The following is a 14,429-nucleotide window of genomic DNA, read 5'->3' as shown; positions in this document are numbered from 1 at the left end:
GAGTGGAGTGTGGATAATGCGGTATAAATACAAATTAAGTTTTTCAGTATTGATGATCAGTAGTTGTCTTTTGCAATCTGCAAGTGTAGTTGAGAGTAGGAATAGAGTGCTAACAAGAGCAACAGATGTGGGAAATAGAGAAGAGGAAGAAAAAAATTTAGAACTGATTGCTAGTTTTTTCAGAAATAATATTACGATTGAATATGGTGATGTAGAGCTTGTTGAGAATGGAAAAACTTCCGTGGGGTCCACTATTAAAAAAGGAGGGATGCAAATAGTTACACGAGCAGGAATTGCAATGAGCGCCAAAATTTTGGGAGGTCAGCAGTTTATTCATGAAGAGCCATATATTGATCTTACAAGCGTGGAGAGAAAAAGTAGTGCATATAAATCTACAATTTCTGGTGGCGGTGGAGCAGTTGGACAGCAGAATGTGTACGATGGAGCGTGGGTTTGGTATACGAAAGTGGGAGATAATGGAGAACAAAATCTTTATGCAGGACAAAGAAAAGAGGGAGGGAAATCAATGTATGCTGAGGTTTCTGGGAATGGGAGACAGCACGTTTTAGCGTTAGGAGAATCTCTGAAAACTACTTTGAAGGATCGAGCTACTCAAGTTGTATATCCTATGGGATTTGTAGATACTTTAACAATTACGGATTTTGCTAAATCGTGGTTCCATGTTGGTGTACAAGAAGTCGTTGGAGAAGTAAGGATCAATGGTGGCGGAGAACTTTATTTATTCGCTGGCGATAGGACAAATCATACAACTAAGAAAAAAATTCCTATAGAAGAGAGCGTGGATGAGATAATATTTGAGGTTGGTGAACGAAAGATAGGAGAAAAACCTCAGATTAAAATTAAAGATTTAGGGGGGCAAAATGGGACTGTTATTTTTACTTCTATACCGTATGATCCACGACATATTTCACTTCATGTTGAGAAACTTTCAGGGAATTTACATTTTCGATTCAATATTAGTGCTACGGGGAATTCGAGTGATTACTTATCGATTGATGAGGGCGCAGGTAATCACAAAATAAGCGTTGCAGATTCTGGTCGTGAAATTACAGGTCTTTTTTCACAAAAGAATAGTTTGGTCACAGGGATTAATTTAATTACTGATAGAAACCACAATGGAGGCGCTAATTTTACTCTGGCAGACCTTTCGGGTAAGGACATTACAACTGTCGATGGAGGAGCCTATCAATATCAATTGCTGAAGAGAGATAGATGTGCTGATTCTAGTGGTAGTGCTACAATTTGGTATTTAGGAAGAGCCTCTGGAGGTACGACACATTCGAATACTGAAGCACAGTGTGTAAACAAGAAAACGAAGGTTCCTCTTGCATTGTCTGATCAATCTCCCTCTTCTGGAGGGAAAAATACCAGTCCTCGTCCACCTACTAAAAAAGAGATGCCCAAACAACGCCCTCCACGTCATTTAAGAGGGGCACAGAATGTTTCCAGTGTTTCGGTATCTTCCTCTCAAGAAAATCAGAATCTTGTAACGTTACCTCCATCAGGTCTTCATCCTCTTTCTGATGAAAAACAACAAACTGCTGTTTCAGAATCTTCTCACTCTTTAGCCGATCAAATGATTGTGCGTCCAGTTCATAAAGAACAACCTTCTTCACAATTAAGCGAGACGTTTTCAGTTTCTCACTTTTTGACCACTCCCTCTACAGATGCGGTATTGTCTATGTCTGTGGCTCCAGTGTTGGTTTTTCACAATGAAATGCAAACCGTACGTGCGGGAAGAGGAGTTCTAGATAAAAGTAAAAAGAATGCAGCTTTATGGACTTATGCGATTAAATCTAAAGAGAGCATTGCGACAGAGCATATAGATTTTAAACTGGATCAGACCGGTATCGTTTTGGGGATCAATGGTTTAAGCGAGTGGGAAAATGGAGAGTTTTATATAGGTGGTTTTGGCAGTTATGATCGTGCCCGTGTTGCGCATGCACGGGGGGGTAACAGTGGAATCAATACTTATGGTATTGGCGCTTATGTCACTTATTTTGATCATAGTGGATGGTATCTCGATGGTATTTTAAAATACAATCATTATCAAAATACTCTAAAAGCCGTTTCAACGAATGGTTTAGAGATTGAAGGAACATATACTCAAAGGGCATTGGGAACTTCCTTTGAAGCTGGTTATCGACTTAAGACGTCAAAGAACAGTTGGTTGCAGCCTTATGGACAATTTACATGGTTGCGTGTTGAGGGTAAAGAAATCAAGTTATCGAATGGCATGACAGGTGACATGCGTCCATTTACTTCATTACGCAGTGAGGTTGGCTTATCTTTAGGATATGAATTTGGTTCTCACATGGATTCCTCATCGTTTGCGTATATTACAGCAGCATGGTTGCGTGAGAATAAAGATGACAATCAAACGTTAATTAATCAACGTCATCCATTTACCACGGACTTATCGGGCAATGCAGGTAAGTTAGGATTAGGTTTAAGCAGTTTTGTGAGTGAGAAGTTAAAGTTATATGGTGAGGCCCATTATGTTAAAGGACATAAAACAAAACAGTCCTTTCAGGGTATTTTAGGTGTACGCTATAGTTTCTAACGATATGGTTATTTTTTGATTGATTTCAATGATAATTTTGATAGGAAGCATTTAAAATTATGGAAGAAGATTCAATATTTATTAAGAGTCGGTAGCGCATTTTTATGATGGGATGAGCAATTGCAGGATTTTTATTAAAGTTTTCTTTATAATTTATTCTATATTTTTGAGAATTTGTGTAGATTTTTGCAGAGCCACTTGGCAAAGGGTTCCTTGCTCGCTATAGGAATGGCTAGAGAATATTATCAATGAAATAAAGGTGGTTAAATGGCTTTAGAGCGTACTTTTTCGATGATTAAACCAGACGCAACCCGTCGTAATTTGACTGGCGCAATTACTAAAATGCTTGAGGATGCGGAGCTACGTGTTATTGCGTCTAAACGTGTCTGGATGAGCAGACGTGAGGCTGAAAAATTTTATGCTGTTCATAAAGAACGTCCTTTTTTTAGTGAATTGGTTGAATTTATGTCTTCTGGTCCAACCGTTGTACAAGTTTTGGAAGGTGAAAATGCAATAGCTAAAAACCGTGAAGTAATGGGGGCTACGAATCCTAGTGATGCAGAAGAAGGGACAATTCGTAAGGTTCATGCTTTATCGATTGGCGAAAATTCTGTCCATGGATCCGATAGTGCTGAAACGGCAAAAACAGAAATCGCCTTTTGGTTTCCTGAGGTAGAAATTGTTGGTTAATAAAGCGTATATAAGAAGCAAAAATCCGAAACACTATATTTCGGTTTTTTGCTTATGAGGTTATAGATTTTTTTGAAAGCATATGGAGCCATTAATCATTTTTTTAGCTTTTAATATTGCAGCTGCTTTTACGAAAATATAAAGCCTATTTACTCTTTTCTGAAGAGTTTTTATCTACACGCTACCCTTACTTGTAATGTGCAAAAAAGTGTTTTATTGATTTATCATTAATAGATTTAAAATAAATCAATCTTATGCTATTCTCATCTCTTATTTAAGTACAAAAAGATAAATCATTTTATAAAATTCCATACTATTCATAGGATAACGTGTTTTAAACCTGCACGAAAATAATCCCACCCTGTCCACAATGTAAGGAGGGCAGAAATCCACAGCATAGTAATACCAAACTCTACTGTGTAAGGGAAAATTTTATTACCGGCTGGTCCAGCTAAAAGAAATACAATAGCGATCATCTGTACAAAAGTTTTCCATTTTGCAAGACGAGAGACAGGAACACTAACTTTTAACTCAGCCAAATATTCACGTAATCCTGACACAAGAATTTCTCTGCAAAGAATGATAATAGCTGCCCATAGAGTCCATCCAGCGATGGTACTGTCTGCGGCAAGCAAGAGCAAACAAGCAGAGACGAGAAGTTTATCGGCAATTGGATCTAACATGCGACCAATATTGGATGTTTGTTCCCAAATACGAGCAAGGTAACCGTCAAGAAAGTCAGTAATGGATGCAACGATAAAAATGGAAACAGCAATCCAGCGGGTGATATCACTTGATTGTAGCCGCCCTTCTAAAAAAAAGCATGCAACAACCATTGGGACTGCAACAATTCGTGCATAAGTTAAAATATTTGGAAAAGAAAAAGTATGATTTTTCATGGAGCCATTTTTAATTCTTGTGAAAGAGAATATATTTCCTAAACGTAACAAGGCGAAGGTTATGAAACAAGCTTATTTTTCATGAAAATGGTTATGAATTTTTTGTGCAATTGTCATAGAGATTCCCGTAACTTTTTTTAAATCTTCAAATGAGGCACTAGCAACAGCTTTGGCACTTCCAAAATGATGAAGCAACGCACGCTTTCTTGTCGGACCGATATTTTCGATTTCATCAAGTGGGTTTTTGAATGTTGCTTTTTTTCGTTTTATCCTATGAGTTCCAATCGCAAAACGGTGTGCTTCATCACGCAGACGTTGCAAAAAATAGAGGATAGGATCACGTGGAGGAAGTGTAAAGGGCGGAATACCTTTTATAAAAAATCGTTCACGTCCCGCATGACGGTCAACACCTTTGGCGATTCCAACAACTGTGAAGAGATCATTTAATTGTAATTCAGCAAGTATTGCATGTACGCTGTTGATTTGTCCTTCACCACCATCGATTAAGATAAGGTCAGGCCAAATGGGAAAAAGATCATCATCTTTTATGTTATGACTTCTATTTGGCAGATCATGCTCTTTGATAAGGCGTGAAAATCTTCGTTTAATCACTTCTTTCATCATACCAAAATCATCGCCAGGCGTGATATCTGTTGAGCGAATGTTGAATTTTCGATATTGATTTTTAATAAATCCCATTTGACCAGCAACAATCATAGCCCCTACAGCATTTGTTCCCATGATATGAGAATTGTCATAGACTTCTATCCGGCGTGGAGGAAAAGGTAGTTGGAATGTTTTAGCAAGACCTTGAAGCAATTTTGTATGGGTGGCTGTTTCAGAAAGCTTATGTTCAAGTGCTTCATGAGCATTGAGATAGGCACGATTAACAAGAGTTTTCCGTTCACCTTGTTTGGGTAAAGAGAGGGATACTTTGTGGTTTGCTTTGAGACTAAATGCTTCTGTAAGAAGTGCCTTTTCTTCAATTTCTTCAGATAAAAGGATGCTTTTGGGAAGTGGTTTATCATCATAAAATTGGGCAAGAAAACTTGCTAAAATTTCAGTACGGGAAAAAGAGGGATCTGCTTTAGGAAAATAAGCACGGTTTCCCCAATTTTGCCCCATGCGAAAAAAGAACACTTGAATACAGGTCATTCCTTCTTTTTGCGCAATCGCAAAAACATCCGCTTCTTTTATCGTTTGAGGATTTATACCTTGATAGCTTTGTATGTGAGAAAGGGCTGATAGGCGGTCACGATAGGAAGCTGCTTGTTCAAAATCAAGATTTTCTGCAGCTTTATGCATAGCTTGAACCATATCGCTTTTAATAGATTGATCTTTTCCCGAAAGGAACGCTTTTGCTCCTTTCACCAGTTCTTTATAATCACTGTCGCTAATTTCATGAGTGCAAGGTGCAGAACATCGCTTAATTTGATAAAGCAAACAGGGGCGTGTACGGTTTTCAAAAACTGAATCAGTACAAGTTCGTAATAAAAAGGCGCGTTGTAAAACATGAACTGTTTGTGTCACTGCACCAGCAGAAGCAAAAGGACCAAAATAGTGAGCTTTTCGTATTCGAGCACCACGATGTTTGTAAAGTGCAGGCACTCGATGATCATCTGTAATCATAATATAAGGAAAACTTTTATCATCACGCAGGAGTACATTAAAATGTGGATGCAATCTTTTGATGAGATTGGCTTCTAAAAGGAGTGCTTCTGTTTCTGTATGGGTGACGATAAATTCCATATGATATGTTGCACGAATCATGCGGGTAATACGATTATTGTGTCCTTGTTCACGTGTATAGTTTGAAACACGTTTTTTGAGATTACGGGCTTTGCCAACATAGAGAATATCACCATTTTCACCAATCATCCGGTAAACCCCTGGCTTATGCGGAAGGTGTCTAACAAACTCTTGTATGAACTTGATACCTTGGAGCTGATTTTTCTCATTGCTTTGATTGGCATTATGCCATGTAACATTAGAGAGAAAAGAAAGTTTTTCCCGTTCATTTTGCGGACAATTTGTATTATTTTTCAGGACCATTCCGTTTATTACGAATATGTTGTTTGTTTAATATATGAAATATTCTTTTTTATTAAATAATGATTATTTATGTCTTTATAATTTTTTTTATAAATATATCTTATAGCATAAGAGTATGATTTTAGAGAGCCGATCTTTCATAAAAAAATATGAGAGTTGTTATTCTAAGACAGCTTTATGAATTTGGCCAATTTATCCATTAAAATGATTGAAATAAGAAATCCATGATGATTAAGAGGATAGGCTTTCTAAAAAAATAATTCACGCTGATCGTTATTAGCTTATCATGATAATATGTTGATATTATCCAAAGAATCAAAGAACTTTATCATTTAATGCATTTGTATTTTACAACATGATATTTGATTTAGGAAAGATATCAGAAAAAGATCTAAAATAATAGATGTTCTTTTTGAAGCCACTTATGCGTTATTTTGGCATTTTCATCTTGTCCAAGACGGTTGATAAGAAAGGGGCTGAGTTTTTTCATTTCTTCTTCCAAAAGGTAGGGAGGGTTAATAATAATCATACCGCTTCCATTCATTGTAGGTGATGTTGATTTTTTTCGGATACGCATTTCAAGCTGGAGAATTTTAGGAATTCCTGTTTGATAAAGCGCGTGAAGAAAACTTTCAATTTCTTTGTCATATTTAACAGGATACCATAAAGCGTAGATTCCTCCAGAAAAGCGACGATAGGCTTTCGTTAATCCCTCAATAAGGCGGGAAAACTCTCCAGCTTTTTCAAAGGGAGGGTCAACAAGGATAAACCCACGTTTTTCTTTTGGTGGTACATGAGCATTTAAGGAAAGCCAACCATCTAAATGCAGAACTTTTGTCTGATAATCTCCTGCAAAGTTTTTTGCTAAAATATGATAATCTTCATTGTGCAATTCTATTGCGGTGAGGCGATCTTGTTTCCGTAATAATTGACGAATAAGAACAGGAGATCCAGGATAAAATATAATTTCTTTTTCCCCTTTATTGAGGGCATCAATGATGTCACACCATGGACAAAGAAGTGTTCTTAAATCTTCTGGGATAGGAGTTGAAAAAAGTCGTTGGACACCTTCGCGCCACTCTCCTGTTTTATGTGCTTCTAAAGAAGAAAGGTCATAAATACCGATTCCAGCATGCGTATCTATAACGCGAAAAGCTTTTTCTTTGCGTTTGAGATATTCTACAATGCGAGTGACAATAATGTGTTTAAAAACATCAGCAAAATTGCCAGCATGATAAATATGCCGATAATTCATGGAGTAAACTCTATCATATGTGTAACTGTACCGGATTATTAGCATAGAATAATAGAATTGATATCCATAAAAATACTCTTGTAGAAATCAAACAATGCCCTCACTTCCAAATTATACACTACAGAAAAAATATTAATGTCATGGGAGCATTTATTCACAGGGCTATTTTTATATTATGAGCTTAATCGTTAAAATTTTAAATTTTTTATATGAGAGATAGACAAGAAGAGATCAAACATCTCAATAGAGATATTTATGTTGTAAGAGAATTTTTTTATGATCGCGGTCTCTTCCAGGAATACTATAAAAAAACCTCAATCAACGAGAATATTAGTGAAGTTTGTTGAAAAATTGAAGAGTACCTTTCAAATTCATTCATAAATTTTCTTGTTTAAAGATTAAAGAATTTCAAATACTTGATAAAAACATTGTTACATTTATAAGTTTTTTAGCAAGCGTAAAATTATGGATAGAGCAATAAAGTGCTGGTGTTATAGTGATAGATTTTTGTAAAAGTATGAATGAATCTCATTGCTTTAAGCAGAGCCAAAGCTTTACATTATACACGCTAAATGGCTAGGTTATTGTGTATGATGCTAAAATAAAACTTTTGAGAATTGATATGTGCTCTGCAAGCTATCTCAATAAAATGAGGAATTTTAAACTAAAGCAAATAGGTTTATCTATCTCTAACACTGTATTATCGAGCGGCTTTATAAGGTAATCTTATAAAAAAGGCTAGGATAAGAAATTCTTTTTACATGGATTATGCTTCGATGCCATGCTTTTGATTGAATGTAATTTTCTATTAATGCCCATTCTGGTTTCAATACTGAGATAGGTTAAACACATGATATTATGAGAACGCATGCCCAGAATCCAGAGACTTGTAATAGTTAGAGCATGCCGTGGCTTAGAGAGCTGGTTATATGGAGGTATTTTACTGAATAAAGGCACAAGCTGGTACCTTTTTTATTTTTTAGCAGTATTGCCATACCTCTTGGCACTTGCGTTGGTTCATAAAGTACATTTTTACTCTTTCCGCTAATAGTTTTTATTTACACGACAGATATTTAATTGAATACGATGATGGCTCATATTTCGTATTGTGTATGGAATAATGGATGATAAAATTCCCACCCCAACGCAAAGAATAAATGTTGTGCGTAAGATGATCGTTTTTGAAGAGACTGATGATGTGTTAAGAAAGTTTTTTAGAGATTTTTCTTTCTGATTTTTTTAATTGAATACGTAAAATGTTTTACAGCATTATGATTTTTATCAGTAACGGATAATTTGGCGGAAATATTTGTAATGATACGTACAACATTGTTTAAAAGGAAAGACGTTGGCTATAGTCTTTACAGGAAGATGAGTAACCTAAGAGATCAGATGAAGTTATTTTAGAAAAGTTTTTAAGTGTTTTGAATTTTGTATGAAGCGGTTTATCATTGTTGAATGGTTTGTGTTATAGTACGCTAAAAAGCGATAAGAGGATAAAAAGCTCTTTTTGCAATAAAAGCGTGTAATTGCTTTTAAGTTAAGAAGAAAATATATAAGTAAGATATTATATTTGATACATTCTTCAGAGGAAGCATGAATAAATGAAATCAAATTTAAAAGCATAAAGTTAGAGAGAATAATGGGTAATATTTTTTCACCAACGCATTTAATTATAATTTTATTGATTATCTTTGTGCTTTTCGGTCGCGGTAAAATTTCTGAATTAATGGGCGATGTTGCTAAAGGAATTAAAGCCTTCAAAAAAAATATGAAGGAAGAAGATGATAGCATTGAGGATAAAGTTGAAATGGCTCCTACTTCCCAAATGATTGATGTAGAATCTCAACAATCTCAGCCGTTATCGGTAAAACATGCAACAGTGCGCAGAAAGGTTTCTTCTGCTTCTAAAAAACGCAAAACATCTGTTGCTAAAAAACAGTAACAAAAACGCAATCATCATTGTGCAATATTTTTTGATGAGAAAGTCGAATTAAGAGATGTTTGGGATTGACGGACCAGAGTTTATCGTAATCTTACTTGTTCTCATCATTGTCGTTGGACCAAAAGACTTACCTAAAATATTAAAGACAGTAGCAAAGATAAGAGCGTATGTGTATTCAACAGCAAATGAACTTCGTCATCAGTTTGATAATTTAATAAAACAAATCGAGCGCGATGATTTGCAAAAAGTATGTTCGGATATTAGCGATTCAAGTAAGAAGTTGGCAGAAACTTTTGATCCCACTCAAAATATATTAGAGGATATCCACGATAATTGGGATGTTAAGGAAACACACTATAAATCAAAAAAAGATAAAGAAATTTTGGAATGCGATCAAAACGTAACCAATAAAGATACGACAGTATCTATCGCTTCTAAAGATAAAGAAGATATGTCATGAATGTTAAGAAAGATGAAGTTGATGCCCATATGGCACCACTTTTAGAACATTTAATTGAACTTCGTCAGCGAATTATTGCTGCCTTGGTTGCATTTATGATCGCTTTTATGATGTGTTTTCTTGTTAAAGATTATATCTTAAATTTTTTACTATGGCCATATCAGTGGGCAATGAAAATAGCAGGGGGTAATCCTGAGGGAATTCGTTTGCAATCAACGCAAGTATGGGAAACTTTTTTAACGAAGATGAAGCTTTCTGCTTTTGGGGGAATTATTTTATCTTTTCCCTATACGGCTTTTCAGTTTTATAGTTTTATTGCACCAGGGCTTTATAAAAATGAGCGGATGGCTTTTTTACCATTTCTCATTGGGGGGCCTATTTTATTTTGTATTGGAGGAGCGTTTGTTTATGGTCTATTCGCGCCAATAATACTATGGTTTAGCCTTTCTCAACAATTTCTTCCAGATGTTCATTTAAAAATAGAGTTTATAGTGCGTATTTCTGATTATTTGGGCTTTATGACATCATTTATCCTAATTTTTGGTTTGATTTTTCAATTACCTCTTGTCATCAGTCTTTTAACAAAAATTGGATTTTTAACATCTCATGATTTGGCGTCTAAACGAAAATGGGCTATTTTGCTCTCTTTTATCATTGCGGCAATCATAACGCCGTCGGATTTTTTTACGATGTTTGCAGTGGCTTTACCAACGATAGCACTTTACGAGATTTCAATTTTAATTGCTTACAGTATAGAAAAGAGAAGAAAATCCGCTTAAGAAAAGTGTATAATCTTATGCGATAAGGAATGAATAAAAACAATATAAATGAGGAATTTTTATGCTTGATATTAAGTGGATTCGTGACAATCCTGAGAAATTAGATAAAGCACTCGTAAGTAGAGGTCTTGAGCCACAAGCTAAAAGGTTAATACAACTTGATCTTGCACGTCGGTCGCATATTGCTAAGGTGCAATTGGCGCAGGAACGTCGCAATGCTGTTTCAAAGGAAATAGGACAGGCTTTGGCTGTATCTGATCAGCAAATGGCTGAACGTCTTAGAGCTGAAGTTGAAGAGATTAAAGCTTTTCTTTCCTCTGCAACAGTGGAAGAAAAGCAACTGACGGAGAGTCTTGAGAAACTTCTTTCAGCACTTCCAAATATTCCATTAGATGATGTTCCAGAAGGTAAAGATGAAAGTGATAATGTCGTCATTCGACATTTTGGTACACCTCCAACATTTAATTTTACACCAAAGGAACATTTTGATCTTGGTCAAGATCTCAAACAAATGAACTTTGAGCGAGCTAGTCGTTTGTCTGGAACACGTTTTACAGTGCTTTCAGGGGCGTTAGCACGGCTAGAACGAGCATTAGGACAATTTATGCTTGATGTGCATGTGAATGAGCATGGTTATACAGAAGTCTCAGTACCTCTTCTTGTTCGTGATGAGATTGTTTACGGAGCAGCACAATTGCCGAAGTTTGCAGAGGATCTTTTTCAGACAACAGATGGTCGATGGCTTATTTCTACTGCAGAAGTACCATTAACTAATTTGGTTAACGATGAAATTCTTGAAATATCAGATTTACCACTGCGATTTTCTTCTTTATCTCCTTGTTTTCGTTCAGAGGCTGGAGCAGCCGGTCGTGATACGCGCGGTATGTTGCGTCAGCATCAATTTTGGAAAGTTGAAATGGTCTCGATTACCAGTGAAGAGCAGTCTTTAATTGAATTGGAACGTATGACTGAATGTGCAGAAGATATATTAAAACGGCTTGATTTGCCTTTTCGCACAGTGGTTCTTTCTACGGGTGATATGGGGTTTGCAGCGCGTAAAACCTATGACATCGAGGTTTGGCTTCCTGGTCAAGAATGTTATCGTGAAATTTCTAGCTGTTCAGTTTGTGGAGATTTTCAAGGTCGTCGTATGAATGCGCGCTATCGTAAAGACGGCGATAAAAAATTGCATTTTGTTCATAGCCTTAATGGTTCTGGTACGGCTGTTGGACGTTGTCTTATTGCCGTACTTGAAAATTATCAACAGGCTGATGGATCAATTATTATTCCAGATGTTTTACAACCTTATATGGGAGGCATGCGCTGTATTACTGCTTAATTTTACGAAAGGAGAGACAATATGCGTTTATTGCCAAGAGGTGATGATACACAGGCGCAAGTTTTTGCCATTTTAAAAGAAGCAGTTTGTCAGTATGATAAAAGTGCACCTTCATTGGAGATTGAATGATACTATGGGGCAAAAGGGTATTTTACAATTTCGTGAGGAGTTAGCCGCTCTTGTACTGAAAATGCGTAGCAAAGGCATTGATGACGTGCGATTTTTTTCTGCATTAGAGAAAATTCCGCGTCAACAGTTTGTTGCTGCTCCTTGGTTCAATAGTGCTTATGATAATAAAGTTATTCCCCTTGAGTGTGGTGAATATATGGAACGTTTGGAAGAACAACTCTTAATTCTTTCGGCATTATCGTTGAAAAAAAGGCATCGTGTCTTAGAAATTGGTACAGGATCTGGTTTTTGTACTGCTCTTATAGCATGTCTGAGTGACCGTGTGACAACGATTGATCGTTATAAAACGCTTGTTGATTTAGCACGACAAAAATTTCAAACTTTAGGAATTGAAAATATTGTTATACGGCAAATTGATGGAAGTCATAGTGTGACAGGCTTAGGATCATTTGATCGCATTCTTATTTGGCCATCACGTTTTGATGAACCCAAGGAATTTTTAGAACTTTTAGCTGAAAATGGAATTCTCATTCAGGCGATAGGACCTGACGAAGGGGTACAAACGGTGACGCGCTATACAAAAATCGGTAGTCGATTTGAGTGTTTAGAACTGTTCCAAGTGCGTTACCAACCTTTTATTAAAGGCATTGCAGAGATACTTTAATTTTTAAAAGCTAAGAAATTTCTGCAAATTGCCTACGTTAAATTCATTTTGATCTTATATAAAGATATTTATGAATAAAACATCTCATTTTAACTCTTCGGTAATTTAAAAAAGCTTTAATGGAGTGAGTTGATTATTGATGAGTGAGCAAAACGATGTGTCTAAAAGCTTTGGATAATATTTTCCAGCATAATTTTCAGAGAATAACTTTGTTAGCGGTGGTAACTATTGTTGCTGGTTGTAGTTCTGGTACACAGCGTTTTTCCGATACGTTCTCTCATCGTACGGTATCATCTCAATCAAATATATCAAGTACTATGTATACAGATCCGCGAATGCTATCATACGGTAGTGGTATGATACAAAGCACTGAATTGCCACCTGTGGAATCAAGCGATGATTCGTGGGGAGATGATAATTCCCCCTATAATTTTCCACATCAAGGTAGGATAACTTCTTCTGATGGTCGCGTTATGGGCGCCCCTCCACGTAATCTTGGAACACTTTCTCGTTCAGAAATGGATAAATCTCCTATTTTTCGGCGGAATTCTTATATTGTTCAGAGTGGAGATACACTGCTCAGTATTGCACGACAAGTAGGGGTTAGTGTTGAGGCATTAAAATTAGCAAATGGTATAAACGGCAATTCCATTTATATCGGTCAGGTCCTTGTTGTTCCAAGCAGGCGTACATTAGCAGCTTCAAATGCACACAATAATAACGATTGGGCAGTGTCAACAACAGAATCTGCATCCCAATCTCAAGTGATGTCCTCTATAAAAAACAAGAAGTCCTCTCCTATATATAAAGCCCCTGTAACAACGCCACTCTCTGCAAAGATGAACAAATCAAGTTCTGAGAAAAAAATTTCTAGACAGATGATGCAATTGAAACATGAGACTGGTTTGTCAAGTACTGTTACGAATACAGATAATATGATGACTCCGCAAGCCACAGGAATTTCTAAGATGCGTTGGCCAGTACGAGGGCGTTTATTAAGCCAGTTCGGTCAAAAAAAGGGAACAGTAATGAATCGAGGAATAGATATTGCAGTGCCTGAAGGGTCTTCGGTAAAGGCGGCAGAAAATGGTGTGGTTATTTATGCGGGAGATGGACTAAAAGAGCTTGGTAATGTTGTGATGATTCGACATGAAAATGATATTATCACTATTTATGGATGTAATAGTAAGCTTGTTGTTAACAAAGGACAAAGGATAAGGCGCGGTGATGAGATTGCTAAATCTGGTGTTTCAGGAAATGTTAAAACGCCACGTGTCTATTTTGAGATGCGTAAGAATTCATTACCTGTTGATCCCCTTAAATATTTAGAAAACTAATTTATTGATGACTTTTACATTTGAATAGTCTTACAGTTTATAGAAAATTCATGAAAAATAATTGATTTTCTTAAATCAATAACATTGCAGCAAAAAATCATTGGTTTCAGGAAAGTAGTTCGTTGGGGTCGTTAGGTATTACCATCTTTGTATTTATGAAAGTGTAAGACAATAGTATCATACTATTTGTCAGCTTTGAGTGTTCCAATTTCTCTTGCATTTGAGAGAAGCATGAAAAAAATATTTCACGCCTTTCTTAAAAAGTTTTTATCTACAGGCTCATTTCATATGTGTGA

General features: G+C 36.2%; 11 protein-coding genes. 8 read left to right on the top strand and 3 right to left on the bottom strand.

Annotation, left to right across the window (positions count from 1 at the left end; translation table 11 throughout):
• The first annotated feature begins 16 nt into the window (after positions 1 to 16).
• On the top strand, positions 17 to 2,584 hold the full coding sequence (bafA, locus tag ACFINA_RS01440) for a BafA family autotransporter (RefSeq protein WP_375614958.1): 2,568 nt from the start codon (positions 17 to 19) through the stop codon (positions 2,582 to 2,584).
• 267 nt (positions 2,585 to 2,851) lie between these two features.
• Positions 2,852 to 3,274, top strand: coding sequence for a nucleoside-diphosphate kinase (gene ndk, locus ACFINA_RS01435; RefSeq protein WP_375614957.1), 423 nt, complete (start codon positions 2,852 to 2,854; stop codon positions 3,272 to 3,274).
• Positions 3,275 to 3,591: 317 nt separating this feature from the next.
• Here ndk and pgsA read toward each other — a convergent pair whose 3' ends face one another.
• From pgsA to ACFINA_RS01420, 3 genes are all read right to left on the bottom strand, one after another.
• The gene (pgsA, locus tag ACFINA_RS01430) at positions 3,592 to 4,173 is read right to left on the bottom strand and encodes a CDP-diacylglycerol--glycerol-3-phosphate 3-phosphatidyltransferase (RefSeq protein WP_273723320.1); all 582 of its coding nucleotides are present in this window, start codon (positions 4,171 to 4,173) and stop codon (positions 3,592 to 3,594) included.
• A 72-nt stretch (positions 4,174 to 4,245) separates the two neighbouring features.
• Entirely contained in the window at positions 4,246 to 6,225 is a 1,980-nt protein-coding gene (gene uvrC / locus ACFINA_RS01425) for an excinuclease ABC subunit UvrC (protein WP_375614956.1), read from the bottom strand.
• Positions 6,226 to 6,616: 391 nt separating this feature from the next.
• On the bottom strand, positions 6,617 to 7,480 hold the full coding sequence (locus tag ACFINA_RS01420) for a 23S rRNA (adenine(2030)-N(6))-methyltransferase RlmJ (RefSeq protein WP_375606270.1): 864 nt from the start codon (positions 7,478 to 7,480) through the stop codon (positions 6,617 to 6,619).
• 1,642 nt (positions 7,481 to 9,122) lie between these two features.
• Here ACFINA_RS01420 and tatA point away from each other — a divergent pair.
• The 6 genes from tatA to ACFINA_RS01390 all read left to right on the top strand — a co-directional run bounded on the left by tatA (position 9,123) and on the right by ACFINA_RS01390 (position 14,133).
• The gene (gene tatA / locus ACFINA_RS01415) at positions 9,123 to 9,425 is read left to right on the top strand and encodes a twin-arginine translocase TatA/TatE family subunit (protein ID WP_375606269.1); all 303 of its coding nucleotides are present in this window, start codon (positions 9,123 to 9,125) and stop codon (positions 9,423 to 9,425) included.
• A 55-nt stretch (positions 9,426 to 9,480) separates the two neighbouring features.
• Positions 9,481 to 9,885 (top strand): twin-arginine translocase subunit TatB, encoded by a 405-nt coding sequence (locus ACFINA_RS01410; protein ID WP_375610177.1) that lies wholly within the window; start codon positions 9,481 to 9,483, stop codon positions 9,883 to 9,885.
• Positions 9,882 to 10,664, top strand: a complete 783-nt coding sequence (tatC, locus tag ACFINA_RS01405; protein ID WP_375606267.1) for a twin-arginine translocase subunit TatC — start codon at positions 9,882 to 9,884, stop codon at positions 10,662 to 10,664. The genes ACFINA_RS01410 and tatC overlap by 4 nt, the downstream gene beginning before the upstream one ends.
• A gap of 61 nt (positions 10,665 to 10,725) precedes the next feature.
• Complete coding sequence (serS, locus tag ACFINA_RS01400) at positions 10,726 to 12,003, top strand: serine--tRNA ligase (protein WP_375610178.1); 1,278 nt, start codon at positions 10,726 to 10,728, stop codon at positions 12,001 to 12,003.
• 133 nt (positions 12,004 to 12,136) lie between these two features.
• Positions 12,137 to 12,796 (top strand): protein-L-isoaspartate(D-aspartate) O-methyltransferase, encoded by a 660-nt coding sequence (locus ACFINA_RS01395; RefSeq protein ID WP_375606265.1) that lies wholly within the window; start codon positions 12,137 to 12,139, stop codon positions 12,794 to 12,796.
• 155 nt (positions 12,797 to 12,951) lie between these two features.
• Positions 12,952 to 14,133 (top strand): peptidoglycan DD-metalloendopeptidase family protein, encoded by a 1,182-nt coding sequence (locus tag ACFINA_RS01390; protein WP_375606264.1) that lies wholly within the window; start codon positions 12,952 to 12,954, stop codon positions 14,131 to 14,133.
• Positions 14,134 to 14,429: the final 296 nt, after the last annotated feature.

It is taken from the genome of Bartonella sp. AC10YNML (genome assembly GCF_042196825.1).
GTDB lineage: Bacteria > Pseudomonadota > Alphaproteobacteria > Rhizobiales > Rhizobiaceae > Bartonella.
The sequence above is the reverse complement of the archived record's forward strand: the minus strand, read 5'-3'. Positions and strand labels throughout refer to the sequence as shown.